This is a genomic window from Streptomyces echinatus, assembly GCF_014203595.1.
In the GTDB taxonomy this organism is placed as follows: Bacteria; Actinomycetota; Actinomycetes; order Streptomycetales; family Streptomycetaceae; genus Streptomyces; species Streptomyces echinatus.
The window spans coordinates 663417-689754 of the sequence record NZ_JACHJK010000001.1; the positions used below are offsets into that span (position 1 = coordinate 663417).

The 26338-nt window shown below is 72.9% G+C and carries 19 protein-coding genes, 3 tRNA genes and 1 pseudogene; 13 read left to right on the top strand and 10 right to left on the bottom strand.

Features of this window, described 5'->3' with window-relative positions; genetic code table 11:
- Nucleotides 1-186: 186 nt before the first annotated feature.
- Nucleotides 187-933 (bottom strand): TetR/AcrR family transcriptional regulator, encoded by a 747-nt coding sequence (locus FHS34_RS02880; protein ID WP_184960198.1) that lies wholly within the window; start codon nt 931-933, stop codon nt 187-189.
- 166 nt (nt 934-1099) lie between these two features.
- Between FHS34_RS02880 and FHS34_RS02885 the strand changes: the two genes are divergently transcribed.
- Complete coding sequence (locus FHS34_RS02885) at nt 1100-2629, top strand: MFS transporter (protein WP_184960200.1); 1530 nt, start codon at nt 1100-1102, stop codon at nt 2627-2629.
- Nucleotides 2630-2706: 77 nt separating this feature from the next.
- On the opposite strand, the gene FHS34_RS02890 is transcribed toward FHS34_RS02885, so the two are convergent.
- Nucleotides 2707-4356 (bottom strand): M4 family metallopeptidase, encoded by a 1650-nt coding sequence (locus tag FHS34_RS02890; RefSeq protein ID WP_184960202.1) that lies wholly within the window; start codon nt 4354-4356, stop codon nt 2707-2709.
- A gap of 138 nt (nt 4357-4494) precedes the next feature.
- Here FHS34_RS02890 and FHS34_RS02895 point away from each other — a divergent pair, with 138 nt between their 5' ends.
- Complete coding sequence (locus tag FHS34_RS02895; protein WP_225817416.1) at nt 4495-4935, top strand: gamma-glutamylcyclotransferase family protein; 441 nt, start codon at nt 4495-4497, stop codon at nt 4933-4935.
- 1 nt (nt 4936) lies between these two features.
- Here FHS34_RS02895 and FHS34_RS02900 read toward each other — a convergent pair whose 3' ends face one another.
- Nucleotides 4937-5767 carry an arylamine N-acetyltransferase family protein gene (locus FHS34_RS02900; RefSeq protein ID WP_184960206.1) on the bottom strand — a complete coding sequence of 277 codons (831 nt, stop codon included), beginning with the start codon at nt 5765-5767 and terminating at the stop codon, nt 4937-4939.
- Between FHS34_RS02900 and FHS34_RS02905 the strand changes: the two genes are divergently transcribed.
- Nucleotides 5766-5981, top strand: a complete 216-nt coding sequence (locus FHS34_RS02905; RefSeq protein ID WP_184960208.1) for a hypothetical protein — start codon at nt 5766-5768, stop codon at nt 5979-5981. The genes FHS34_RS02900 and FHS34_RS02905 overlap by 2 nt on opposite strands.
- Here the strand turns inward: FHS34_RS02905 and FHS34_RS02910 are convergent.
- From FHS34_RS02910 to FHS34_RS02920, 3 genes are all read right to left on the bottom strand, one after another.
- A complete protein-coding gene (locus FHS34_RS02910) occupies nt 5976-8108 on the bottom strand; it encodes a molybdopterin oxidoreductase family protein (RefSeq protein WP_184960210.1) in 2133 nt (710 codons plus the stop codon). The genes FHS34_RS02905 and FHS34_RS02910 overlap by 6 nt on opposite strands.
- Nucleotides 8109-8217: 109 nt before the next feature.
- Entirely contained in the window at nt 8218-9684 is a 1467-nt protein-coding gene (locus tag FHS34_RS02915; RefSeq protein WP_184960212.1) for a membrane-associated oxidoreductase, read from the bottom strand.
- A gap of 2 nt (nt 9685-9686) precedes the next feature.
- Complete coding sequence (locus FHS34_RS02920; RefSeq protein ID WP_184960214.1) at nt 9687-10370, bottom strand: SanA/YdcF family protein; 684 nt, start codon at nt 10368-10370, stop codon at nt 9687-9689.
- 171 nt (nt 10371-10541) lie between these two features.
- Here FHS34_RS02920 and FHS34_RS02925 point away from each other — a divergent pair, with 171 nt between their 5' ends.
- From FHS34_RS02925 to FHS34_RS02945, 5 genes and pseudogenes are all read left to right on the top strand, one after another.
- On the top strand, nt 10542-11393 hold the full coding sequence (locus FHS34_RS02925; RefSeq protein WP_184960216.1) for a sirohydrochlorin chelatase: 852 nt from the start codon (nt 10542-10544) through the stop codon (nt 11391-11393).
- Between the two features lie 148 nt (nt 11394-11541).
- Entirely contained in the window at nt 11542-12873 is a 1332-nt protein-coding gene (locus tag FHS34_RS02930) for a deoxyguanosinetriphosphate triphosphohydrolase (protein WP_184960218.1), read from the top strand.
- 104 nt (nt 12874-12977) lie between these two features.
- Complete coding sequence (locus FHS34_RS02935) at nt 12978-14243, top strand: NAD(P)/FAD-dependent oxidoreductase (protein ID WP_184960220.1); 1266 nt, start codon at nt 12978-12980, stop codon at nt 14241-14243.
- 47 nt (nt 14244-14290) lie between these two features.
- Nucleotides 14291-16201 carry a DNA primase gene (gene dnaG / locus FHS34_RS02940; protein WP_184960222.1) on the top strand — a complete coding sequence of 637 codons (1911 nt, stop codon included), beginning with the start codon at nt 14291-14293 and terminating at the stop codon, nt 16199-16201.
- Between the two features lie 133 nt (nt 16202-16334).
- Nucleotides 16335-17586: pseudogene (locus FHS34_RS02945) on the top strand (RNA polymerase sigma factor).
- Between the two features lie 33 nt (nt 17587-17619).
- Here the strand turns inward: FHS34_RS02945 and FHS34_RS02950 are convergent.
- From FHS34_RS02950 to FHS34_RS02965, 4 genes are all read right to left on the bottom strand, one after another.
- On the bottom strand, nt 17620-19545 hold the full coding sequence (locus tag FHS34_RS02950) for an ABC transporter ATP-binding protein (protein ID WP_184960226.1): 1926 nt from the start codon (nt 19543-19545) through the stop codon (nt 17620-17622).
- A complete protein-coding gene (locus FHS34_RS02955; protein ID WP_184960228.1) occupies nt 19545-21278 on the bottom strand; it encodes an ABC transporter ATP-binding protein in 1734 nt (577 codons plus the stop codon). The genes FHS34_RS02950 and FHS34_RS02955 overlap by 1 nt, the downstream gene beginning before the upstream one ends.
- Nucleotides 21279-21430: 152 nt before the next feature.
- The gene (locus tag FHS34_RS02960; RefSeq protein ID WP_184960230.1) at nt 21431-22882 is read right to left on the bottom strand and encodes a xylulokinase; all 1452 of its coding nucleotides are present in this window, start codon (nt 22880-22882) and stop codon (nt 21431-21433) included.
- Nucleotides 22883-23024: 142 nt separating this feature from the next.
- Nucleotides 23025-23330 carry a YtxH domain-containing protein gene (locus FHS34_RS02965; RefSeq protein ID WP_184960232.1) on the bottom strand — a complete coding sequence of 102 codons (306 nt, stop codon included), beginning with the start codon at nt 23328-23330 and terminating at the stop codon, nt 23025-23027.
- Between the two features lie 158 nt (nt 23331-23488).
- Here FHS34_RS02965 and FHS34_RS02970 point away from each other — a divergent pair.
- The 5 genes from FHS34_RS02970 to FHS34_RS02990 all read left to right on the top strand — a co-directional run bounded on the left by FHS34_RS02970 (nt 23489) and on the right by FHS34_RS02990 (nt 26283).
- Nucleotides 23489-23561 (top strand) — tRNA-Asn (locus tag FHS34_RS02970).
- A 6-nt stretch (nt 23562-23567) separates the two neighbouring features.
- Nucleotides 23568-23640 (top strand) — tRNA-Asn (locus tag FHS34_RS02975).
- 175 nt (nt 23641-23815) lie between these two features.
- Nucleotides 23816-23889, top strand: a tRNA-Ile gene (locus FHS34_RS02980).
- A gap of 580 nt (nt 23890-24469) precedes the next feature.
- The gene (locus FHS34_RS02985; protein WP_184960233.1) at nt 24470-25744 is read left to right on the top strand and encodes a M20 metallopeptidase family protein; all 1275 of its coding nucleotides are present in this window, start codon (nt 24470-24472) and stop codon (nt 25742-25744) included.
- A gap of 224 nt (nt 25745-25968) precedes the next feature.
- Nucleotides 25969-26283 carry a hypothetical protein gene (locus FHS34_RS02990; RefSeq protein WP_184960235.1) on the top strand — a complete coding sequence of 105 codons (315 nt, stop codon included), beginning with the start codon at nt 25969-25971 and terminating at the stop codon, nt 26281-26283.
- Nucleotides 26284-26338: the final 55 nt, after the last annotated feature.

Genomic DNA, 26338 nt, shown 5'->3' on the forward strand with positions numbered 1-26338 from the left:
TCCGGGCCCGGTCCGCTTCCTGAGGGAGCGTCAGGAATGCGGTGAACGGGTGTCGGCCGCGCCACCCGCGCGGGCTAGCCCGCGCGGGGTTCCGGCAGGTCACGGGCGGGTGCGGGGCGGCGCGAAGAGGGCGGTGTGAAAAGCACACGAATGGAGCGGCGGGCCCGGTGAACGGGTGACGGTGCGTCAGTGCTCCGGGGACCGGTGCCCGAGCCGTGCCGCCAGGCCGTCGAGGACGACGTCGAGGCCGTAGCCGAACTTCGCGTCCCGGTCCCGGGCCGGGTCCCGGGGGGCGGTGCCGGCTTCCGTGTAGGCGGCGGCGAGATGGTCGTGGCCGGCCGCGGCCTGCCGGGCCGCGGGCATCAGGAGGGTGACGAACTCCGTCTCGCTCCGGCCGGACCGGGCGACCGTGGTGAGCCAGGCCGCCTCGGTGGTGCTCATGCCGAGCACGTACGCCAGCAGGGTGCTGATCGCCTGGTCGGGCTCGCGGAAGCCGGCCCCCGTGAACAGCGCGGCGAGCCGCTCGGAGAAGGACATCAGGTTGGGGCCCAGGTAGACGAGTCCGGCCTGCCCCATCACCGAGGACATCCACGGGTGGCGCAGGACGGTCGCCCGGAAGGACTGCGCCGCCTCGGTCGCGGCGGCCCGCCAGTCCGGGTCCGGGCCGTCCGGCACCCGCACCTCGGCGGCGACCTCGTCGACGGCCAGCTCCATCAGCTCGTCCTTGGTGGCGACATGCCGGTAGAGGGAGGTCGCGCCGGCGTTCAGGCGGGCGCCGAGCTTGCGCATGCTCAGGGCCTCGACGCCCTCCGCGTCCAGCATCGCCACCGCCTCGCGCACGATCGCCTCCCGGCTCAGCGCGGGCTGGCCCGGCTCGCGCCGCTGCCGGGTCCAGACGGAGGGGATCGGGTTCGGGGTGCTCCTGGCGGCCATGGGCGGACTCCTTGCTTCCCTCAGTGCGTACGTTGTGCGCACCAGCGTACAGAGTTCAAGCCTTGCGCACACCGTTCCGGTCTGCGTACAGTGTTCGCAACGAACGGAACGGTGTACGCACATCGGGAACGCTGTGCGCGCCGCACATGCTGAGGGGGAAATACCCATGGAAAGCCGCAGTCCCCGCCGCTGGTGGATCCTCGTGGTGCTGTGCCTGAGCTCGCTGGTGCTGGTGATCGACAACATGGCCCTCACCGTGGCGGTGCCCGCGATGACCGAGGACCTCGGGGCGAGCGCCCACGACATGCAGTGGATCCTCGACTCCTACGTCCTCGTCTTCGCCGGCCTGCTGCTGACCTCGGGCAGCCTCGGCGACCGGTTCGGCCGCAGGAGGGTGATGCTGATCGGCCTGCTGCTCTTCGGGGCCGCCTCCCTGGCCGGGACGTTCGCCGCGAACCCGGCCGAGGTCGTCGCGGTGCGCGTCGCGATGGGCGTCGGCGGGGCGCTGATCATGCCGTCCACCCTCTCCATCCTCATCACCGTCTTCGACGAGGCCGAGCGCGGCAGGGCGATGGCGGCATGGAGCTCGGTGTCGATGCTCGGCCTGGTCGGCAGCCCGGTGCTGGGCGGTGTGCTGATCGACCACTTCTCCTGGCACGCGATCTTCTTCCTCAACGTCCCCGTCGTCGTGCTGGCCGTCGTCGCGGGCCTCACGCTGATGCCGGAGTCCCGGGCGCCGTGGCAGAAGGCCGACCCGCTCGGCGCGGTGCTGTCCGCCGCCGGAATGACGGCGCTCGTGTGGTGGATCATCGACGTCCCGCAGCACGGGGCGTTCTCCGGCCGCCAGTTGCCGGCGCTCGCCGCGGCCGTGGTCACCCTCGCGGCCTTCGTCCTGTGGGAGAACGTGACCGAGTCCCCGATGGTCCCGCTCGTCCTCTTCAGGCACCGCAACTTCAGCGGCGGTTCGCTCTCCCTGGCGCTCGTCCAGATCGGCAACGGCGGCCTGCTGCTGGTCCTCACCCAGTACCTGCAGTTCGTCCTCGGATACTCGGCCGTCAAGGCCGGCCTCGCCTTCCTGCCGCTCGCGGTCACCGCGCTGACCGGCAACGGTATCGGCATCAAGCTGGCCGCGCGGATCGGCCACCGGTTCGTGATCCTCGCCGGGATGCTGGTGATGGTCGCCTGCTTCGCGCTGCTCACCACGGTCGGTGCCGATTCCGGCTTCGCCGTCCCGGCGGTCGCCCTCGGCCTGCTCGGCCTCGGTGCCGGACTGGCCATGCCGGCGGCGGTCGCGGCGCTCATGGGCACCATCCCGGCGGACCAGGCGGGCGTCGGCTCGGCCCTGAACGACACCATCCAGCAGGCCGGCACCGCACTGGGCATCGCGATCCTCGGCTCGCTGCTCACCAGCGGCTACACGGACCGCATGCCCTCCGGCGCCCCCGCGGCGGCCCGTGAGTCCATCGCCGGTGCCTTCGCCACGGCCCGCCCGGACCTGCTGCGCACCGCCCGCGAGGCCTTCGCCTCCGCCATGACGACCACCTTCGCGCTCAGCGCCCTCGGCGTCCTCGCCGCGGCGGTCCTGGCGACGGTGATGATGCGGGAGGCGAAGCCGGCGGAGCCGGCCGCCGCCGAGCCGGCCGCCGCCGAGCCGGCCGCCGCCGAGCCGGAGCGGCAGCCGGAACCGGCCGCCTGAACCGGCCGCCCGAACCGGAGGACGCGAGAAGGCCGGTGCCCACCCGGGGGCACCGGCCTCGTGCTGTCGCCGTCGGCTCAGCTGACGTTGACCGCGCTCCAGGCGGCGGCCACCGCGTTGTACTCCGTGCTGCCGGCGCCGTAGAGGTCCTTCGCCGCGTTCAGGGTCGCCGTGCGCGCGCCCTTGTAGTTCGTCGAGGACGTCATGTACACCGTCAGTGCCCGGTACCAGATCTTGCCGACCTTGTCCCGGCCGATGCCGGTGACCGTGGAGCCGTTGTAGGTCGGGGAGTCGTAGCTGACGCCGTTGATGGTCTTCGCTCCGCTGCCCTCGGCGAGGAGGTAGGCGAAGTGGTTGGCGACGCCGGAGGAGTAGTGGACGTCCAGGTTCCCGACCGACGAGCTCCAGTAGTCCGCCGAACTGCCGTCCTTGGACGGCTTGTCCATGAAGCGGAGGGCGGCCTTGCCGAAGCCGGGCTTCACGATCTTCTCGCCGATGAGGTAGTCACCGGTGTCGGAGGAGTTGTTCGCGTACCACTCCACCATCGTGCCGAGGATGTCGGAGGTGGCCTCGTTCAGCCCGCCGGACTCGCCCGAGTAGGTCAGCGCGGCCGTCTTGGACGTCACCCCGTGGGACATCTCGTGCCCGGCGACGTCCAGGGCGACCAGCGGCCCGAACGTGGTCCCGTCGCCGTCGCCGTACGTCATGCAGAAGCAACTGTCGTCCCAGAAGGCGTTGTTGTACTTGTTGCCGTAGTGGACGCGGTTGTACGAGCCTTTGCCGTCACCGGCGATGCCGTTGCGGCCGTGGATGTTCTTGTAGTAGTCCCAGGTCTCGTTGGTGCCGTACTGGGCGTCGACGGCGGCCGAGGCGCGGTCGGCGGTGGTGCCGGTGCCCCAGTGGTTGTCGGCGTCCGTGAACAGGGTCGCGGGGGCCCGGCTGAAGCAGATGCCGAAGAAGCACAGGTCGGTCTTGCCCTCGGCGTCACCGGTGAAGGTGTTGCCCCGCGTCGGGTCCTTGAGCTGGTACGAGGACCCGGACTGGGTGGTCTCCAGCGGCACGGTCCCGCTGTACAGCGACGTGCCGTCGCCGGTGGCCGTCTCGATGCTGTCCCAGGCGTCGATCTGCGCGCCGGTGCGCGCGTCGGTCAGCACGGTCCGGGCGACGGGGTTGCCGAGCGAGTCCCGGCCGACGGCGTTGGTGCGCCAGGCCAGCTTCGGGCTGCCGTGCAGGGCGTCGACCACCAGCTCGGGCCTGGCCTTGATCTGCTTGAGCGCCTCGCCGAGGTTGGCGGCGCGCAGGGCGTTCACCGCGAGGCCGGCGGCCTTGGGGCCGGAGACCCGCGGGGTGACGGAGGGCAGGGAGACCGCCTGCCGGGTGGCGCGGTCGGCGCCGCGGTAGCCGCCGTCCGCGGCCAGGTGGACGACGAAGTCGCCGCCGAGCACGGGGAGTCCGTGGTAGGTGCGGTCGTAGCGGACGTGCTGGGTGCCGTTGCCGTCCACGATCACGTCCCGGACGCCGGCGTCCTGGGCGGAGGTCAGGCCCAGGGTCGCGGCGTGGGCCAGGAGTGCCGACGCCGCGTTCTCGACCGCGGTGGCCCGGGTCGGTCTGGCGTCGGCGTGGGCGGCGGGGGAGAGGGTGACGGCCAGCAGGGTCGCGGTGGCTGCGGCGACGCCGGCGGTGGCTGTGTGACGGGTTCCTCGGACGTGCTGCCGTATCCGGCTCATCTGTCTCCTCGGGAAGGCGCCAGGTTAGGCGTGGGGGTGGCGCTCATGTCACCGAGATTTAAGTGGCCATGACATGTCATGTCCATAGCCTCTTCATGGAGATGTGTGGGGAGCCGGCGTGGGTACAGAATCGTTTCCGTGATCGCCGAGGACCCCCGCGAGGACGACCGCCCCCTGCCCTTCTTCGTCTACGGCACGCTCCGCCCGGGCGAGGTGAACCACGACCTGTTCCTGCGCGGCCGCGTCCTCACCGAGGAACCGGGACACCTCGCGGGTGCCGTGCTGTACGACGGCCCGGGCTATCCCTACGCCGTGGAGGAGCCCGGCGAGACGGTGCGCGGCGAGCTGGTGACCGCCCGGCCGGAGGCGTACGAGGACCTGCTCGCGGCCCTGGACCGGCTGGAGGAGTACGTGCCGGGCGACCCCCGCAACCTCTACGAGCGTGCCGCCCGGGACGTCGTACGCGCCGCCGGCGGCACCGTCCGGGCCTGGGTCTATCTCGCCGCCCCGGGCGTCGCCGGCCGGCTGCGCGACACCGGGACCCGGATCACGGGCGGCGACTGGATCTCCCGCCGCTGACTCAGCCCAGCAGCACCGTCCCGTCGGGCACCTCGATGCCGAACTCCTCCGCCACCACGCGCCGCGCCTCGGCCTCCTCCGTCAGCGTGCGCTCCGTCACCGTGCCGTCGGCGAGCGTCTCGGTGAACCGGGCGCCGTCCAGGGAGAGATGACGGCCCGCGGTGGTCCGCTGCAGATAGGGGCGGCGGGTGAACGGGGACCTCGGGTGGGTGCCGACGAACCAGTTGAACACCTCGAAGTCGACGGGCGCGAACGGCTCCCGCGTGAACGCGTACTGGCCCGCCCAGTCCCCGGCCCGCCGGTCGTACGCCTGCAACTCCAGCAGCTCCAGCGGCCCGTGGTGCGACAGCCGCACCAGCCGGTGCCGGCGTCCGGCGCCCTCCCACTCGGCGCCGGTCACCAGCGGCACCGGCAGCAGCAGCGCACCGGGCGCGCCGAAGCCGACGTCCGCCAGGTACGGCTGCGGCTCGCCCGCCACCTCGACCTGGAGCATCGCGTGCGTACGCGGCCTGCTCTCCGGGGTCCCGGCACCCACCACCACCCGGCCGGCCAGCGGAGTCACCCGGAAGCCGAGCGCCTCCAGAGCCAGCCGGAGCAGGGTGTTGTGCTCGTAGCAGTAGCCGCCGCGCCGGCCGTGGACCATCTTGGCCATCAGGTCGGCGGTCGCGAGGGAGGGGGCCGCACCGCGCACCGGGTCCAGGTTCTCGAAGGGCAGCGACAGCGCGTGCGCCAGGTGCACGTCCCGCAGCGTGGCCAGGTCGGCCCGCCGGGCGCCCTTCCAGCCGATGCGGTCGAGGTAGGCGTCGAGGTCGTACTGCTCGGTGTCGGACATGCTCCGAACCTACGCGAGCCCGGCCGCCCGGACCGCGTCCCAGGGACCGAACCCCGCTACGACCCTGGCCCCAGGTGTGCTGTCCCAGGACGCCGACGCTCCGATGTGGCTCCAGGTGGGGCGGCTGCTGTCCAGGGTCGACCGCTCCATCGACCGGGCCGTGCGGACGGACCTGATCGACAACTCCCCGGTCCTGACCCGCCTCGGCTCATGAGGCCCCGGGGGCGTCCCGGGACAGCGCGCCCAGGACCTCCACCCGCACCGCGCACGACTTGAACTCGGGCATCCGGGACGTCGGGTCCAGCGCCGGGTTGGTGAGGGTGTTGGCGCGGCCCTCGCCCGGCCAGTGGAAGGGCATGAAGACGGTGTCCGGGCGGATGGCCCCGGTGATCCGCGCCGGCGCCACGGCCCGGCCGCGCCGGGAGACCACCGCCACCCGGTCGCCGTCGGCCGCGCCCAGCCGGGCCGCGAGCCGCGGGTGCAGCTCCACGAACGGCCCGGGCGCCGCCGCGTTCAGCTCCGCCACGCGCCGGGTCTGCGCCCCCGACTGGTACTGGGCCACCACCCGGCCGGTGGTCAGCAGCAGCGGGTACTCGGCATCCGGTTCCTCGGCGGTGTCCCGGTGCACGACGGGAACGAACCGGGCCCGGCCGTCGGGGGTGGCGAAGCGGTCCAGGAAGAGGCGGGGGGTCCCGCCATGCGGACGGGGGGCGGCGGCGGTTCCGGCGGCCGGTTCGTCCGGGCAGGGCCAGAAGACGCCGTCCTCCTCGGCCAGGCGGCGGTAGGTGATGCCCGAGTAGTCCGCAGGGCCGCCCGCACTCGCGCGCCGGAGTTCCTCGAAGGTCTCCTCCGGGTCGGTCGGGAAGCCCTTCTCCACGCCGAGCCGGCCGGCCAGCTCGTGCAGGACGTACAGGTCGCTGTGGACGCCGGGCGGGGGAGCGACGGCCCGGCGGCGCAGCAGCACGCGGCCCTCCAGACTGGTCGTCGTGCCCGTCTCCTCCGCCCACTGGGCCACCGGCAGCACGACGTCCGCAAGCTCCGCCGTCTCGGACAGGACGACGTCGGCCACGGCCAGGAAGTCCAGCGACCGCAGCCGCTCCTCCACGTGGGCCGCGCGGGGAGCGGACACCACCGGGTTCGAACCCATCAGCAGCAGCGCCCGCACGTCCGTGCCGAGGGCGTCGAGGAGCTCGTACGCGCTGCGTCCGGGGCCGGGCAGGCTGTCCGGGTCCACGCCCCACACCCCGGCCACGTGCCGCCGGGCCGCCGGGTCGTCCAGCTTGCGGTAGCCGGGCAACTGGTCGGCCTTCTGGCCGTGTTCGCGTCCGCCCTGCCCGTTGCCCTGCCCGGTCAGGCAGCCGTAGCCGGACCGGGGGCGGCCCGGACGGCCGGTCGCCAGGCAGAGGTTGATCCAGGCGCCCACCGTGTCCGTGCCCTTCGACTGCTGCTCCGGCCCGCGCGCGGTGAGCACCATCGCCGACGCGGGCTCGCAGAACATCCCTACTGTCTCGCGGAGTTGGGGGACGGACACCCCCGTGATCCGCTCCACGTACTCCGGCCAGTACGCCATGGCCGCCGCCCGCGCCTCCTCCCAGCCGGTGGTCCGCTCGCGGATGTACTCCTCGTCCGTCCGCCCGTCGGCCACCACCAGGTGCAACAGGCCCAGTGCCAGCGCGAGATCGGTGCCGGGGCGGGGGGCCAGGTGCAGGTCCGCCTGCTCGGCCGTCCTCGTGCGGCGCGGGTCGACGACGATCAGCGTGCCGCCGTTCTCCCGCAGCTCCGTGAAGAAACGCAGGGAAGGCGGCATGGTCTCCGCGAGATTCGACCCGACGAGGATCACGCACCCGGTCCTCGGGATGTCCTCCAGCGGGAACGGCAGCCCCCGGTCGAGACCGAACGCCCTCGTACCGGCCGCCGCGGCCGACGACATGCAGAACCGGCCGTTGTAGTCGATCTGCGAGGTGCCGAGCACGACCCGGGCGAACTTGCCCAGCGCGTAGGCCTTCTCGTTCGTGAGCCCGCCGCCGCCGAACACGCCCAGCGCATCGGCGCCGTACTCCCTGCGCGTGCGCCCGAGCCGCTCGGCGATCCGGTCGAGCGCCTCGGGCCAGCCCGCCTCCACCAGCCGACCCCCGGTCCGCACCAGCGGCGAGGTCAGCCGCACTCCCGGCGCCAGCACCTCGGCCGCCGTCCGGCCCTTGCCGCACAGCGCGCCCCGGTTCACCGGGAAGTCCGTCCGCTCGGTCACCTCGACGCCCCCCTGGGGCAGGGGCGTGATGTTCATCCCGCACTGCAGGGCGCAGTACGGGCAGTGGGTGGGCGTCGAGGCGATCGTCTCCATGCCGCCCAGCGTGCGTCCACCGTGTTACGGCCTCGCCCGCCTCCGGTTACACGCCCGGCACGGCGACCTCCCCGCCGGTCCGCAGGCGGCGTGAGGTTCCGGCGCGCACCTACTGCCGGTTCAGCGAGCGGGTGACGCCCGCCGCGATCGTGGTGGCCAGCACCCAGCCGGTGGCGGTCAGCAGGTACGACAGCCACTGGTACCCGCCGCGCGGCGCGAAGGCGCCCTCCTGGCCGAAGTCGACGATCGGCAGCAGCAGGTCGAGGGCGTAGGCGAGCGGGTTGAACGCCGGCGCCTCGGCGGGCTTGAGCGCAGGCGGATGGTGCAGGGCGAAGGCGAGGGTGCCGGTGCACAGCAGCAACAGCAGCCAGCCGGCGGCCCGCATCGGGCGGAATCCGTAGCCGACGGCCGCGTCCTGGAGGAAGCCCCACAGCCGGGCGTACGGCGGCAGGGTGCGGCGGTGGCGGCGGAGCCTGGCCAGCTGGACGGTGCGCGCGGAGGCGTCGTCGCCGACCGTGCGGTAGGCGGTGGCCAGCTGTTCGTACGGCTGCGGAAGGTAACCGTCCGGGTCGCCTTCCAGCAGCGCGAGACGCTGTTCGGCCGGGAGGTGCGGGGTCAGTACACGGTAGGCGAGCCCGTCGAGCTGGACGCGGTGCGGCCACACCTCGGGCGGCACGTGCAACAGGTCGAACTGGGCCCGGCGCAGATTGACGGCCCCCTCGACGGGCGCGGCCTCCCGCAGCCACAGCTCGCCGATCACGCTGCTGCTGGCGCGCAGGGCCTGGCCGCCCGGGTCGGAGAGGCGGGCATGGGCGAGGTTGAGCTGCCGGGGGATCCGGGCACCGGCCAGATTCACCCGGCCGTGGGTGCGCAGCCGCATGGCGTGCAGGTCGGTGCCGACCGCCAGCACCTCGGCGTGCAGCACGGTCTCCCCGGGAGCGGTCAGCTCCGCGTCGTCGAGGTTCACCTGATTGCGGACGACCGTCCCGTTCAGGTGGACCTTTCCGTGCGTGACCAGGCCCGGGGCCCACACGTCGGTGCCGATCTCGGCGTGGTTGAGCTGGAGGACGGCCTCCTCGGGGTTCTCGCCGGGCACGCCGAGCCGGGCGCCGTTGGCGAAGAACGCCCCGGACAGCTTCGCGCCCGGGAGCCGGACCGGCCCCGTGATCCGGCAGCAGGTGATCCGCACGACCCCCTCGGCGCGCAGGCTCCCGGCCGTCAGCCCCGGCAGCACCGAGTCGCTCAGGACCAGGGCGCCGACCTGTGCCCCGTACAGATCGGGCGCCTGCTCGAAGTGGCAGCCGCGCAGCCGGACCGGATGGCCGACCTTCCCGTACTTCAGGTCCAGCCGCCCGGTGATCCGCGCGCCCCACACCTTCAGGCCGGCCGTCCGCCCCGCCCGCACCGGCCCGTCCAGCAGCAGCTCCCGCAGCACCTCCGCGCGCAGCGTGCGCTCGGCGCCCCACGAGGCCCCCAGCGCGGGATCGTCGTCGCCCTGCCGGAAGTCGACCCCCTCGCCGAGCGGGAACGCCTCCACGACGCGGCGCTCGGCGGGCGTCAGGTCCGTGGTCTCCATGCTCAGCCCCGCGCCCCAGCGAGCGCCTCCGCGACCCCGGGCTCCTTCGGCCCGAGGAAGCGCGGATCGGGCCGGAACACCGCGTCCAGGGCCGCCTTGCCCGCCGCGAACACCTCGCGCGTGCCGCCGTAGTACCAGGTCACGTCGTGCTTGTCGTCGACCCCGACGCCGTACGAGTCCACCCCCGCGGCCTCGCACAGCGCCACCGCCCGCCGGATGTGGAAGCCCTGGCTGATCAGCACCGCCCGGTCCACCCCGAAGATCTTCCTCGCCCGGACACAGGAGTCCCAGGTGTCGAACCCGGCGTAGTCGCTGACGATCCGCGCGTCCGGCACCCCGTGCTTCGTCAGGTAGGCACGCATGGCGTCGGGCTCGTCGTAGTCCTCCCGGCTGTTGTCCCCGGTGACCAGCACGACCTCGATCCGCCCCGCCCGGTACAGCCCGGCCGCCGCGTCCAGCCGGCGCGCGAGGTACGGCGAAGGCTGCCCCGCGTTCCACAGCCCGGCCCCGAACACCATCGCCACCTCGGTGCGCGGCACGTCCGCCGTCGTCCGCAGCCGGTCCGCCGTGGACACGTACAGCCAGGTCATCGGCAGCAGCGCCAGTACGCACCCGGACATCACCGCCTGCACCAGCCGCCGCTGCCCGGCACGCGTCCGCGGCAGCCGCGGTCGACGGATCCTCATACCGCCTCCAGTGATCGGTTCCGACCAGGGAGGACGCGCACGAGCGCGATCCGGTTCGCCTCGCCTCGCGCATCCGGCCTCACATCGCGCATCCGTACGAGGTGAACCGGCGGAAAACGCTCGTGACGGCCCGGCAACGGCCGCGCAACCTGACGACGGCAGGATCCTTGCATGACGGCGTCGCACCCTCCCCGCTCCGAGTCCGCTCCCCACCTCGACAGCACGGCGCAGCTCATCGGCGGCATCGTCAGCCGGCTCGCCGGGCAGCTCCGGCTCGTCCCCCCGCCCGTCCGCCGCCCGGCCCCGCCCGCGCTCGTCCTGGTCGCCCACGGCAGCCGCGACCCCCGGGCCCTCACCACCGTGCGGGCCCTCATGGCACGGGTACGGGACCTGCGCCCCGGCCTCCCCGTGCACCTCGGCCACATCGAGCTGAACGAGCCCCTGCTCCCCGGCACCCTGGCCGCCCTCGGTGACGCCCGGGCCGTCCTCGTCCCGCTGCTCCTGTCGCGCGGCTACCACGTCGGACAGGACATCCCCGGGATGGCCGCGGCGGCCGCCGCCCGCACCCGCACGGCCGCACCACTCGGCCCGCACCCGCTGCTCGCCGAGGCCCTGCACGCCCGCCTGGTGGAGGCCGGCTGGCCGCAGGCCATGGACGGCACCGCCCGCCGGTCGAGCGCGGTGGTCCTCGCCGCCGCGGGCTCCCGCGACCCCGACTCGGCCACCGACACCCGCCGCGCCGCCCGCCTCCTCGCCGACCGCCTGGGCGTCCCGGTGATCCCCGCGTACGCCTCGGCGGCCACCCCGACCGTGCCGGAGGCCGTACGCGCCCTGACGGAAAGCGGCCGGCACCGGGTGGCGGTCGCGTCGTACTTCACGGCACCGGGCCGCTTCGCGTCGCAGTGCGCCCAGGCGGCGCCCTGGATCGCCGCGGCCCCCCTGGGGGCTCACGAGACGATGGCCCGCCTGATCCTGCACCGCTACGGGCAGAGCCTGGCCGAGCGGTCCACGCAAGCCGCCTGAGGGGGCGCGGGGCGGCGTCCGGCACGCGGCCGTGACGCGCGGACGCGACCGGCCGCACCGGGCCCGCGGCCGCCCGGATCCAGGACCCGGCGGCCCCTCGGGCACCCGACACCCCCCGATTGTCGGAGCCGACCCGTACTGTCGAATCATGGAAGGCACCGCAGGCACCGCAGACATCGCAGGCACCGGCACCGCACCCCCCTCGTTCTACGACACGGCGTCAGCCGAGCGCTGGGCCCCCGAGCCGGACAAACGCCCGGGCCGCACCGCCTTCCAGCGCGACCGCGCCCGCATCCTGCACTCCGCGGCGCTGCGGCGCCTCGCCGGCAAGACCCAGGTCGTCACCCCCGGCACCCGCAGCCACGCCTGGGACGCCAGCCCCCGCACCAGGCTCACCCACTCCCTGGAGTGCGCCCAGGTCGGCCGTGAGCTGGGCGCGGCCCTCGGCTGTGACCCCGACCTGGTGGAGGCGGCCTGCCTGGCGCACGACCTCGGCCACCCGCCCTTCGGCCACAACGGCGAAACCGCGCTGAACGAGTTCGCCGACGACTGCGGAGGCTTCGAGGGCAACGCCCAGTCCCTCAGGCTCCTCACCCGCATCGAGCCCAAACGCTTCACCGAGGAGGGCTCCGTCGGTCTCAACCTCACCCGCGCCACCCTCGACGCCGCCACCAAGTACCCGTGGCCGCGCGGCCGTCACCCCACCGACCCGGCGTCCCGGAAGTTCGGGGTGTACGAGGACGACCGCCCGGTGTTCGACTGGGTCCGGGCCCACGCCCCCGGCACCCGCACTTGCTTCGAGGCGCAGGTCATGGACTGGTCGGACGACGTCGCGTACTCGGTGCACGACGTCGAGGACGGCCTGCACGCCGGTCACATCGACCCGAACTGCCTGCACGCGGAGCCCGAACGGCAGGCGGTGTTCGAGGTCGCCATCGGTCGGTACGTCCCGGCGGACACCGACCCGGCCGAGCTGGCCGAGGCCCTGGACCGCCTCCAGGACGAGGAGTGGTGGCCGCACGGCTACGACGGCACGGCCGTCGCCCAGGCCCGCCTCAAGGACACCACCAGCCAGCTCATCGGCCGGTTCTGCCTGGCCGCCGAGTCCGCCACGCGTGCCGCGTGGGGGGACCGCCCGGGCACCGGGGGCAGCGGCGGCCGGCTCACCCGCTACGGCGCCGAGCTGGTCGTACCCCGCCGGACCCGCATGGAGTGCGCGGTGCTCAAGGCGGTCGCGGACCGCTATGTGATGCAGCGCGCCGAGCAGGAGCAGCTCCGTGCCGACCAGCGGGTGATCGTCGCCGAGCTGGCCGAGGCGCTGACCGCCCGGGCGCCCGACGGCCTGGACCCCCAGTTCCGGGCACTGTTCGACGGGGCGGGCGACGACCGGGCGCGCAAGCGGGTGATCGTCGACCAGATCGCCTCCCTCACGGACGCCTCCGCCCTGTCGCTGCACGCGAGACTGACGGGGCATATGTGAGACGAACATGACCCTCCGTGGCCTGATCGGGTCACTCCCCCTTCCCGCATCACGCTGCGTGCGGGACGCTCCCCTGTGAAGGCACCCTTACGAGGAGGCATCAAGTGGTCGACGCGGATCAGACATTCGTCATCGTCGGAGGCGGTCTCGCCGGCGCGAAGGCGGCCGAGACGCTCCGGGCGGAGGGCTTCAGCGGACGGGTGATACTGATCTGCGACGAACGCGACCACCCGTACGAGCGCCCGCCGCTGTCCAAGGGCTATCTGCTCGGCAAGGAGGAGCGCGACAGCGTCTTCGTGCACGAGCCCGGCTGGTACGCGCAGAACGACATCGAGCTGCACCTCGGCCAGACCGTCGACCGCGTCGACCGTACGGCGAAGACGGTCCGCTTCGGCGACGACGGCACCCTCGTCCGCTACGACAAGCTGCTGCTGGTCACCGGTGCCGAACCGCGCCGCCTGGACGTCTCCGGCACCGACCTGGTGGGCGTGCACCACCTGCGCCGCCTGGCGCACGCCGAGCGCCTGAAGGGCGTCCTGCAGAACCTCGGCCGGGACAACGGGCACCTGGTGATCGCGGGCGCCGGCTGGATCGGTCTGGAGGTCGCGGCGGCGGCCCGGGAACGCGGCGCCGAGGTCACGGTCATCGAACCGGCGCCGACCCCGCTGCACGGCGTCCTCGGCCCCGAACTGGGCAACGTCTTCGCCCAGCTGCACCGCGAGCACGGCGTCCGCTTCCGCTTCGGCGTGCGGCTGACCGAGATCGTCGGCCAGGACGGCATGGTCCTCGCGGTCCGCACCGACGACGGCGAGGAGCACCCGGCGCACGACGTCCTCGCCGCCATCGGAGCGGCGCCGCGGACCGCCCTCGCCGAGGCGGCGGGGCTGGAGCTCGCCGACCGGGCGGACGGCGGCGGCATCGCCGTCGACGAGCGGCTGCGCACCTCCGACCCCGACATCTACGCGGCCGGTGACGTCGCCTCCTTCCCGCTCTCCCGGTTCGGCACCCGGCTGCGGGTGGAGCACTGGGCCAACGCGCTGAACGGCGGCCCGGCCGCGGCGCGCGCGATGCTGGGCAAGGAAGTGGTCTACGACCGCGTGCCCTACTTCTTCACCGACCAGTACGACCTGGGCATGGAGTACAGCGGCTGGGCGCCGCCCGGGTCGTACGACGAGGTGGTGATCCGGGGCGACGCCGGCAGGCGGGAGTTCATCGCGTTCTGGGTGAAGGAGGGACGCGTGCTGGCCGGGATGAACGTGAACGTGTGGGATGTCACAGATCCCATCCAGAAGCTGATCCGGGCCGCGGCGCCGGTGGACCCGGAGGCGCTGGCCGACCCGCACGTACCACTCGACGGCCTGGTGCCGTGACCTCCGGGTGCTCAGGGACTGTCACAGCGGCCCCGTAGAATTCATCCGTGGCAGGACGGATCAACGACGAGGACGTGAAGGCGGTACGGGACGCGGTCCCGATCGACGCCGTGGTCTCCGAGTACCTCCAGCTGCGCAACGCGGGCGGCGGCAACCTCAAGGGGCTGTGCCCGTTCCACGACGAGAAGTCGCCGTCCTTCCAGGTCAGCCCGAGCAAGGGACTCTTCCACTGCTTCGGCTGCCAGGAGGGCGGCGACACCCTCACCTTCGTGATGAAGGTGGACCACCTCTCCTTCTCGGAGGCGGTCGAGCGGCTGGCCGCCCAGGCCGGCATCACGCTGCGGTACGAGGAGGGCGGGTACAACCCGGCCCACCAGCGCGGCGAGCGCATCCGCCTGGTCGAGGCGCACAAGATCGCCGCCCAGTGGTACGCCGAGCAGCTCGCCACCAGCCCCGAGGCCGACACCGGCCGGATCTTCCTCGCCGAGCGCGGCTTCGACCAGAGTGCCGCCGTGCACTTCGGCGTGGGCTACAGCCCGCAGGGCTGGGACCACCTCACCCGCTATCTGCGCGGGAAGGGCTTCACCGACAAGGAACTGGTCCTCTCCGGGCTGTCGCAGGAGGGCCGCCGCGGCCCGATCGACCGCTTCCGGGGCCGGCTGATGTGGCCCATCCGGGACATCGGCGGCGAGGTCGTCGGCTTCGGCGCCCGCAAGCTGTACGAGGCGGACAACGGCCCGAAGTACCTGAACACGCCCGAGACGGCGATCTACAAGAAGTCCCAGGTCCTCTACGGCATCGACCTGGCGAAGCAGAACATCGCCAAGACCAGCCGGGCCGTCGTGGTGGAGGGCTACACCGACGTCATGGCCTGCCACCTGGCCGGCGTGACGACGGCCATCGCGACCTGCGGCACGGCCTTCGGCGGCGACCACATCAAGATCCTGCGCCGGCTGCTGATGGACAACGGCTCGGCCCGGGTGATCTTCACCTTCGACGGTGACGCGGCCGGGCAGAAGGCCGCCCTGCGTGCCTTCGAGGACGACCAGAAGTTCGCCGCCGAGACGTACATCGCCATCGCGCCCGACGGCATGGACCCGTGCGAGCTGCGACTCGCCAAGGGCGACGAGGCGGTCGCCGACCTGACCGAACCCCGCACGCCGCTCTTCGAGTTCGCGCTCCGCCAGATCGTGGGCCGGTACGACCTGGACACCCCGGCCGGCCGCGCGGCGGCGCTGGACGAGGCCGCGCCGATCGTCGCCCGGATCAAGAACAGCGGCGCCCAGCACGAGGTCGCCGTCCAGCTGGCCGGCATGCTCGGCATCCTCGACACCCAGTTCGTGGTCCGCCGGGTGGCCCAGCTGGCCCGCTGGGCCCGGGAGCGCGGCGGCAAGGGCGACCCGCAGCAGGGCCGGACCCGCCCGGCGGGCCAGGAGTGGGCCGAGGCGCCCCGCCCGGCCGGCGGCGGCCCGGCACTGACCCTGCGCAACCCGGTATACGCCGCCGAGCGGGAACTGCTCAAACTCGCCCTGCAGCGCCCCGAACTGGTCTCCCCGGCGTTCGACGCCTACGGCGTGGACGAGTTCACCGCGCCGCCGTACGCCGCCGTGCGCCAGGCCGTCGCGGAGTCGGGCGGCGCCGAGTACGGCACGCAGGACCCGCAGGAGTACCTGGTCCGCGTCCGCGATGCCGCGCCCGACGACGCGGTCCGCTCGATGGTCACCGAGCTGGCCGTCGAGCCGATCCTGCGGCGCACGGTGGACGAGACGTACGCCGGCACGGTGCTGGTGCAGATCCGCCGCCGGGCCGTGGAGCGCCGTATCCGCGACATCCAGTCCCAGCTGACCCGCCTGGCCGCCGGCGGCGACCCCGCCCAGCTGGCCGCCGTGCAGAACGAGCTGTGGGTCCTCCAGCAGTACGACCAGGCCCTGCGCGAGCGGGGCGCGCAGGCGCTCTGAACCCGGCGGCGGCCCGCGGGCCCGCAGCAGTTGCCGCTCGCATAGTCCGGCGAACCGAGTAACCACCCCGTCACGGACCGGACGCAAAAAGTCACCGCACGCCCCTCGTGGCGGGCTTGTGTCGTACCCCACACTGGGGGCGGTGCCCGAGTCCTCGGAGCGCAGGCCGTCGACTCTCCGCCCCCGCATACCGCTGCCGCACACCTTCAGCAGCGATCATCCTGGAGGTCGCCCCCGTGCAGACCCAGACCCTCGCCCAGACCGACAGCAGCGCCGGCGCCACCGGCACCGGCGCGGACGAGCCGGAAGCGGAGCCGGACGTCCTCGCGGCCGTGCCCCCGCAGAGCCGAGCCGCCCGGCACCCGGAGACGACGGCCGCGGAGCCCGCGGAACCGCCCGCCGAGGCGCTCGCGGAGGAGCCCGAGGAGGCCGCCGAGCCCGTCGAGGCGCCGTCCGCCGCACGTGCCGAGTCCGCGGGGCCCTCGGCCGACCTGTTCCGCCAGTACCTGCGCGAGATCGGCCGTATCCCGCTGCTCACCGCGGCCGAGGAGGTGGAACTCGCCCGCCGGGTGGAAGCCGGACTGTTCGCGGAGGAGAAGCTGAGCAGCCCCGGCCTGGACGGCCGGCTCGCGCTCGACCTGGACCGGCTCGTCGTCATGGGCCGGATGGCCAAGCGCCGGCTCATCGAGGCCAACCTGCGGCTCGTCGTCTCCGTCGCCAAGCGGTACGTCGGGCGCGGCCTGACCATGCTCGACCTCGTGCAGGAGGGCAACCTCGGGCTCATCCGGGCCGTGGAGAAGTTCGACTACGCCCGGGGCTACAAGTTCTCCACGTACGCGACCTGGTGGATCCGCCAGGCCATGTCCCGGGCCCTGGCGGACCAGGCCCGCACCATCCGTGTCCCGGTGCACGTGGTGGAGCTGATCAACCGTGTCATCCGGGTCCAGCGGCGGATGCTCCAGGAGCGCGGCTACGAGCCGACGGCGGACGAGGTCGCCGCCCATCTGGACCTGCCGCCCGAGCGGGTCGGCGAGGTGCTGCGACTCGCCCAGGAGCCGGTGTCGCTGCACGCCCCGGTCGGCGAGGAGGACGACGTCGCCCTCGGTGACCTCATCGAGGACGGCGACGCGGCGAGCCCGGTCGAATCGGCGGCGTTCCTGCTGCTGCGCGAGCACCTGGAGGCGGTGCTGTCCACGCTGGGGGAGCGGGAGCGGAAGGTCGTACAGCTCCGGTACGGGCTGGCCGACGGGCGCCCGCGCACGCTGGAGGAGATCGGCCGGCTGTTCGGTGTGACGCGGGAGCGGATACGGCAGATCGAGTCCAAGACGCTGAACAAGCTCAGGGATCACGCCTTCGCGGATCAGCTGAGGGGCTATCTGGACTGAGGGGGACCGCCGTTCGGCGGCGGCCCCCACCCCCTAGTCCACCTCGGCCACGGCCTCGGCGAACTGGGCCTTGTACAGCCGCGCGTACGCCCCGTCGGCCGCCAGCAGCTCCGTGTGCGCGCCCTGTTCGACGATGGACCCGTTCTCCATGACGAGGATCGTGTCGGCGTCCCGGATCGTCGACAGCCGGTGCGCGATCACGAACGACGTACGGCCGGCCGCGAGTTTGGCCATCGCCTTCTGGATCAGCACCTCCGTGCGGGTGTCCACGGAGCTCGTCGCCTCGTCCAGCACCAGGATCACCGGGTCGGACAGGAACGCCCGCGCGATGGTGATCAGCTGCTTCTCGCCGGCGCTGACGCCCGTGCCCTCGTCGTCGATCACGGTGTCGTACCCGTCGGGGAGCGTACGGACGAAGCGGTCCGCGTGCGCGGCGCGCGCGGCCTCCTCGATCTCGCCCCGGGTGACCTCGCGCGCGGCGCCGTACGCGATGTTCTCCGCGATGGTGCCGCCGAACAGCCAGGTGTCCTGGAGCACCATGCCGATACCGGCCCGGAGTTCGTCCCTGGTCATCCGGCGGATGTCCACCCCGTCGAGGGTGATCCGGCCGCCGGAGACGTCGTAGAACCGCATCAGCAGGTTGACCAGCGTGGTCTTGCCCGCGCCGGTCGGACCGACGATCGCCACCGTGTGCCCCGGCTCCACCGCGAGCGACAGGTCCTCGATCAGCGGCTTCTCCGGGTCGTACCGGAACGACACGTGCTCCAGCCGTACCCGCCCGCGCAGTTCCGCCGGCCGCTCGCCCGGCACCGGATCGGCCTCCTGCTCCTCCGCGTCCAGGAGTTCGAAGATCCGCTCGGCCGACGCGACCCCGGACTGCACCAGGTTCGCCATCGACGCGACCTGTGTCAGCGGCATCGAGAACTGCCGCGAGTACTGGATGAACGCCTGGACGTCACCGATGGAGAGCGAGCCCGAGGCGACGCGCAGACCGCCGACGACCGCGACCAGCACATAGTTCAGGTTCGACACGAACATCATCAGCGGCTGCATGACACCGCTGTTGAACTGCGCCTTGAACCCGGCCTCGTACAGCGCCTCGTTCTGCTCGGCGAACTGCCGCGCCGACTCCTCCTGCCGGCCGAACACCTTCACCAGGGTGTGCCCGGTGTACATCTCCTCGATGTGGGCGTTCAGCTTGCCGGTGGTCCGCCACTGCTGCACGAAGTGCGGCTGCGACCGCTTGCCGACCCGGGTGGCGACCACGAACGACAGCGGCACGGTCACCAGCGCGACCAGCGCCAGGATCCAGGAGACGTAGAACATCATCACCAGGACGCCGACGATGGTCAGCACCGAGTTGATCAGCTGGCCCATCGACTGCTGGAGGGTCTGCCCGATGTTGTCGATGTCGTTGGTCGCCCGGGACAGCACCTCACCGCGCTGGCGCTTGTCGAAGTACGACAGCGGCAGCCGCGACAGCTTCGTCTGCACGTCCTCCCGCAACCGGTACATCGTGCGGTTCACGGCCCGGTTGACCAGCCGGGTCGCGACCGCCATCAGCAGGCCCGCGACCAGGAATGTGCCGAGCGCGAGCAGCAGGACGTCCCCGACGGCGCCGAAGTCGATGCCCTTGCCGGGGGTGAAGTCGGTGCCGCCCAGCATGTCGGCGATCCGGCCCTGGCCGCGCTCGCGCATGGAGTCGAGCACCTGCTCCTTGGTGGACCCCTCGGGCATCCGCCGGCCGATGATGCCGGCGAACACCAGGTCGGTGGCCCTGCCGAGGATCTTCGGGCCGATCACGCTCAGGCCCACGCTGACCACCACGCACAGCAGCAGCGCGTAGATCGTGAGCCGTTCCGGCCGGAACTGGGCGACGAGCCGTTTGCCCGACCCCTTGAAGTCCATCGAGCGCTGGTCGGGCCCCCCGGCCATCATGCGTCCCATGGGCCCGGCCATCAGGCTGCCTCCGCTTCCGTCAGCTGGGAGAGCACGATCTCCCGGTAGGTGTCGTTGGTCGCCATCAGCTCGGCATGCCGGCCGGAGCCGACCACCCGGCCCTCGTCCAGCACGATGATCCGGTCGGCGTCCCGGATCGTCGCCACCCGCTGGGCGACGATGACGACGGTCGCCTCGGCGGTCTCCTCGGCCAGCGCGGCGCGCAGGGCGGCGTCGGTGGCGTAGTCGAGCGCCGAGAAGGAGTCGTCGAAGAGGAAGATCTCCGGGCGCTGCACCAGTGTGCGGGCGATGGCGAGCCGCTGCCGCTGGCCGCCGGAGACGTTCGTGCCGCCCTGCGAGATCGGCGCGTCCAGGCCGGCCTCCAGCTTGCTCACGAAGTCCTTGGCCTGCGCCACCTCCAGCGCGTGCCACAGCTCCTCGTCGGTGGCGTCCGGGTTGCCGTAGCGCAGGTTGGTGGCGACGGTGCCGGCGAACAGGTACGGCTTCTGGGGCACGAGCCCGACGGTCTTCGCGAGCAGCCGCGGCTCGACCTCCTGCACGTCCACGCCGTCCACCAGGACCGCGCCCTCGGTGGCGTCGAAGAGCCGGGGGACGAGCCCGAGGAGGGTGGACTTGCCGCTGCCGGTGGAACCGATCACGGCGGTCGTCTCGCCCGGCCGGGCCACCAGGTCGATGGACTTCAGCACCGGCTCCTCGGCACCCGGGTAGCGGAAGCCCGCGCCCCGGATCTCCAGGTGCCCGTGCGCGCGCAGCTCGGTGACCGCAGCGGTCGGCGGCACGACGCTGGAGTCGGTCCCGAGGACCTCCTGGATGCGCTCGGCGCAGACCTCCGCGCGCGGCACCATCATGAACATGAAGGTGGCCATCATCACGGACATGACGATCTGCATCAGATAGGCGAGGAACGCGGTCAGGTCGCCGATGGCCATCCCGCCGCTGTCGATGCGGTGGGCGCCGAACCACACCACCGCGATGGACGACAGGTTCACGACCGTCATGACGATCGGGAACATCAGGGCGAGCATCCGGCCGGTGGCCAGCTGCATGTCGGTCAGCTCGGCGTTGGCCTTCCCGAACCGGCCCTGCTCGTACTCGTCCCGGACGAAGGCGCGGATGACCCGGTTGCCGGTGATCTGCTCGCGCAGCACCCGGTTCACCGTGTCCAGCCGGACCTGCATCGACCGGAACAGCGGGCGCAGCCGGCGCACGATGAGCGTCACGGAGATGCCGAGCACCGGCACGACCGCGACCAGCACCCCGGACAGCGGTACGTCCAGGCCGAGTGCCAGCACGATCCCGCCCACACACATGATGGGCGCCGACACCATCAGGGTGAACGTCATCAGGGCCAGCATCTGGACCTGCTGCACGTCGTTCGTCGTGCGGGTGATGAGCGAGGGCGCCCCGAAGTGACCCACCTCACGCGAGGAGAAGGACTGCACCCGGTCGAAGACGGCACCGCGCACGTCCCGGCCGAGCGCGGAGGCGGTCCGGGCGCCGTAGTAGACGGCACCGATGTTGCACACGACCTGCGCCAGCGAGATGCCGATCATCAGGGCGCCGAAGGACAGGATGTATCCCGTGTCCCCCTTCACGACACCGTTGTCGATGATGTCCGCGTTCAGCGTGGGCAGGTAGAGGGTGGCGCAGGTCTGCAGGAACTGCAGCACCACCAGGAGGGCGATGGGTTTCTTGTAGGGCCTGAGATAGGTCCGCAGAAGTCGTATGAGCACGCTACGTCTCTCGGAGTCGGCGAAAGGGGCCGGTTCGGTTGCCCCTGGCCCCTATCGTCGAACACTCCACCCGTGTTACCTCAACCGAATTACCCGGCGGCACGGGTTCTGCGGCCTTACGCCTTCGGGGTGTTGTGCCCACCCCTGTCCCCCTATGAGTTGAATGCTCCGGGGTGAGTCTGCTCACGCACCGACGTGAACTGCTGCCGTACCGCCTGCCCCACGGCCAGCTCCTCGCCCGGCTCCAGCACCTGCGCCGCCGCGCCCTGCCAGGACGGCGGGGTGCGCGGGTCCAGCGTGCCCTGCGACACGCCGAGCGCCCAGGCCGCCTGCCGGGCCGCGCCGATCGCCGCGTAGTCCGCCGGCTGCGGTACGACGACCTGCGCGCCGAACAGCGACGGCGCCGAGGCCTGCACGGCGGGCAGCTCGGCGGCGGCACCGAGCAGGAAGACCCGCCGCACCTCCACGCCCCGCCCGCGCAGCACGTCCAGCGCGTCCGCGAGCCCGCACAGCATGCCCTCGAAGGAGGCCCGCGCCAGATGCTCGGGCTTCATCGACTCGCGCCGCAGCCCGGCCAGGGTGCCCGCGGTGTGCGGCAGGTTCGGCGTCCGCTCGCCCTCCAGGTACGGCAGCAGCACCAGGCCGTGCGCCCCCGGCGTGGACTTCATCGCCAGGTCGGACAGGCTCTCCAGATCCGGCAGGCCGAGGAGTTCGGCGGTGCCGCGCAGGGTGCGTACGGCGTTCAGGGTGGTGACGACCGGCAGGTGCATGCCGGTGGCGTCGGCCAGGGAGGTGATCATCCCGGACTGGTCCGCGAGCGCCTCCGGGTGCACGGCCATCACGGAACCGGAGGCCCCGAGCGAGACGACCGCGTCCCCCAGCCCGATCCCGAGCCCGAACGCGGCGGCCATGGTCTCCCCGGTGCCGGCGGAGATCAGCAGCCCCTCCGGGGTCGTACCGGCCGCGTCGGACGGGCCGATCACCTCCGGCAGCATCGCCTGGTGGCCGAGCGCCAGCTCGATTAGGTCGGGCCGGTAGGAGCCGGTGGCCGCCGACCAGTACCCGGTGCCGGAGGCGCCGCCGCGGTCCGTGGTGCGCCGCACGGGCCGGCCGAGCAGCTGCCAGACGAGCCAGTCGTGCGCCTGGAGCAGGACGGCCGTGCGCAGCGCGTTCTCCGGCTCGCTCTTCGCGAGCCAGCGCAGCTTGGTGACCGGCTGGGCCGCCTGCGGCACGCAGCCGACCGCCTGCGCCCAGGCCTCCCGGCCGCCGAGGGCGTCCACGAGATCGGCCGCCGCGACCTGCGCCCGCTTGTCGCCGCCGACCATGGCCGGGCGGACGGTGTTGCCCTGGGCGTCCAGCGGGATCAGCGCGTTCTGCTGCGAGGAGACGCCGATGGCCTGCACGCCCTCCAGCAGACCGCCCCCCGCGGCCTCGCCCAGGGACAGCAGCCAGGCCTGCGGGTCGACATCGCTCGGGCGCCCGCCGTCCGGCGCCTCGACCGGGTGCGGTGCGTATCCCTGGCGGAGTACCGCGCCGGTGTCTGTGTCACAGACCACGATGCGCGTGAAATCGGGCGAGCTGTCCAAGCCGGCGACTATCCCCATGCGGAGAATTTTGCAGCATTACCGGGCATGCGTCGGCCGCGGGCGCCCGACGGGGTGCGCGGGGTCCGCGGCCGGGGCCCGATCGGGGCCCGTCGGCCGGGCCCGCCGGCTGAGCCCGCCGGTCGAGCCCGCCGAGCGAGCCCTACGTGTTGCTCGTGCCCCAGTCGTCCTCCGCCGTTCCGTCGACGCCGCGCTCGCGCAGGGACCGCACCCGCTGGGCGACGGACTCCGGGACACGGTCCCCGACCTTGTCGCTGACCGTGTGGAAGGCCTTGCCGGCGTAGACGCGGCCCTGCTGTGCGGCTGTCTCGGCGGTGTTCCGCACCGCGGGGTTCTGCGCGATCTGCCGGGCCGACTTCTTCAGCTGCTCGTAGCGCTCGCGTCCGGCGCGCGTGCCGAGCACGTAACCGAGGGCCAGTCCGGTGAGGAACGTGAGCCGGTAGCGCATGGCTGCCACCCTTCCCGTGTGTAGGTCTCTGGTGCGGCGATGGCGCCGAGGAGTACCGATTGGCGGAGCACCCCCCTGCTTGCGCTAATGTATGTGTCGCAGCGAGCGCCCGCCCCCTGGCGAATACCCAGGTAGGTACGTTCGATGCAACGAAGCGATCCTCCGTAGCTCAATTGGCAGAGCAGCCGGCTGTTAACCGGCAGGTTACTGGTTCGAGTCCAGTCGGGGGAGCTTCGGTCCTCCGTAGCTCAATTGGCAGAGCAGCCGGCTGTTAACCGGCAGGTTACTGGTTCGAGTCCAGTCGGGGGAGCGCTGAACGAGGACCCCTCAGGGGTCCTTTTTCATGTCCAGGGGAACCGCCGCGCCCGCGCCGTAGTCCTCAAGGTCATGAGCAGCGCGGAAGGCCGACCATCCGAAGCAGGAGATCGTATGAGCGGCTATGCTGCGGCAGACGGCGCGCACACTTGTACGCGACACGCCGCTATGGGGCGGTAGCTCAGCCGGTTAGAGCAGCGGACTCATAATCCGTCGGCCGTGGGTTCGAGTCCCACCCGCCCCACCGCACATCGCGGGTTGCAGAATCGATGCCACCTGCGTGAACGGAAGAACGGTGGCCGCCACGCCGAGCCAGCGGCCATCGTTCACCCGCGCAGAGCAGGATCACCTGCGCTACCGCCGCCCATCCCGTGCGGACGGGACGAGGGCGGGGCCGTTCTCCAGGACCACCTCACGTCGGGCCGACGGAATCCGGATGAGACAAGCGGTAGTTGAACGGCCGTCATCTCCGTCCCGCCGCTCGTATGCGTCTGTGCTGAGCAGGGCGGGTTCACCGCCGTTCCGCCCTTCCCGGGGGCACCGGTGAGCTCCCGCGGACGCGGACATCGCCATGGAACGGTCCTCACCCTCGCTCGGGCCTGCGGGCTGTTCTCGGTCGAGCATGTCAGCGCGTCGGCCCCTGGTCAGCGGGCGGAATCCGCCATCCTGTCAGCACGCCGCCCTGTCCGGATCCGGTGCGCCGGGGCCGTCGGGGTCTGTCCGGCCGGCACCGCCCTCTCTACGGTGGGGGAGTACCGCGTCCTCGTGTGCCGCCGCTGCGGGCCGCGCCGCCATGCGCCGGGCCCGGGAAGGAGAACGGCCGCATGACACCTCCGCCTCGGGCCGACCACGGCGCGCCGGCGGCCGCCCCGCCCGGGCCGGCCGCCGCTTCCGCCCTGCTGCGGGAGGCGCGCCGGCTGGCCCCCGAGGCGGTCGCCCTGCGCCGCGCCCTGCACCGCGGCCCGGAAACGGGCCTCGACCTGCCGGCCACCCAGCGCCTGGTGCTGGACGCACTCGACGGCCTCGGCCTGGAGATCGGCACCGGCCGCGCCCTGTCCTCCGTGACCGCGACCCTCGCCGGGGCGGCCGACGGCCCGACGATCCTGCTGCGCGCCGACATGGACGCGCTGCCGGTCACCGAGGACACCGGGCTGCCGTTCGCCTCGCGGAACCCCGGGCTGATGCACGCCTGCGGTCACGACGCCCATATGGCGATGCTGGTGGGCGCCGCGCGGCTGCTCGCCGGGCGGCGCGACACCCTCGCCGGACGCGTGGTGTTCATGTTCCAGCCGGGCGAGGAGGGAGACCACGGAGCCCGCCACATGATCGAGGAGGGGGTACTGGAGGCCTCCGGCCGCCGCGCCGACGCCGCCTTCGCCCTGCATGTGCAGCCCACCCTGCCCGCCGGCACGCTGTGGCTCCGCCCCGGGCCGCAGATGGCGGCCTCCGACCGGTTCCGGATCCTCGTCCGCGGGCGCGGCGGGCACGCCTCGGCGCCGCACACCACCCGCGACCCGGTGCCGGCGGCCTGCGAGATCGTGCTCGCCCTGCAGACGACGGTCACCCGCGGCCTGGCCGCCGACGACAGCGCCGTGCTCAGCGTGACCCTGCTGAGCGCGGGCACCGCCCACGGCGTCATCCCGGACACGGTGGAACTCGGCGGCACCCTGCGGACCCTGACCGAACCGGTCCGGCGGCAGCTGCACGAGGCGATCGACCGGGTCGCCCGGGGAGTGGCCGCCGCGCACGCGGTGACCGCGGAGGTGACCGTCACCCCCGGCTACCCGGTCACCGTCAACGACGCCGACTTCACCGACCTCGTGCTGCGTACCGCCGCCGGCACGCTCGGCGCCGACGCGGTGGACGTGCTGCCCGCCTGCCCGATGACGGCGGAGGACTTCTCCTACGTCCTGCGGGCCGTCCCCGGCGCCCTGGCCTTCCTCGGCGTGTGCCCGCCGGACCGCGCACCGCACGAGGCGCCCTCGCTGCACTCGTCCCGCATGACCCTCGACGAGGACGCCCTCGCCACGGGCATCGCCTGCGAGGCCGCCGTGGCCCTGTCCTTCCTCGCCGGCCGCGGACCGGAGCAGGCCCGGTGACCGCCCCACGGCATACGGGCCGCCCGCCCGGCGGAACTGGAACAGGTCGAGGCGGGGCCGGCGGCTGACGTCCGCCGCGCCTCCTGACGGTGTGCCGGATCACCCAATACCCCACGCATGAGCGGCGGTTGTCGGGTGACGCCGCCTCGGCGAATGCTGTTGGCCCCGGGCCGGCCGGCCCGCAGATTCCCGTCCCGTCCCGAGTAATGGTCCAGACCAGTTGAGTGCGAGGGCGGCAGGCAGCGGTGCCGGACGGCCGGCCCCCGACGGCACCCCGGCCGGCCAGGGAGAGCGACGAACACCCCGCGCCCTACCGGGGCTCCGCCGGGGCCGGGAAACGGGCGGCGGCCGAGGCGGCGGGTGGTGCGTGGGGCGGGATCAGGTCGGCCCGGCACCCCGCCGAACAGGGAGGCGGCGACGAAGCAGCCCGCCAGGCGGGCGCGCGGGGCCCCTCGCCCTGGGCATGGTCCTCGTCGGTGCTCACCCTGCTGATGCTGCTCATGGTTCGCGCCCGCGGCGTCCGGGCCCGCGGCGGCTGAGCCCGGCCGGCCCCGCCCGGGGCCTGTGCGAACGCCGGGCATGGACGGGTCGGGC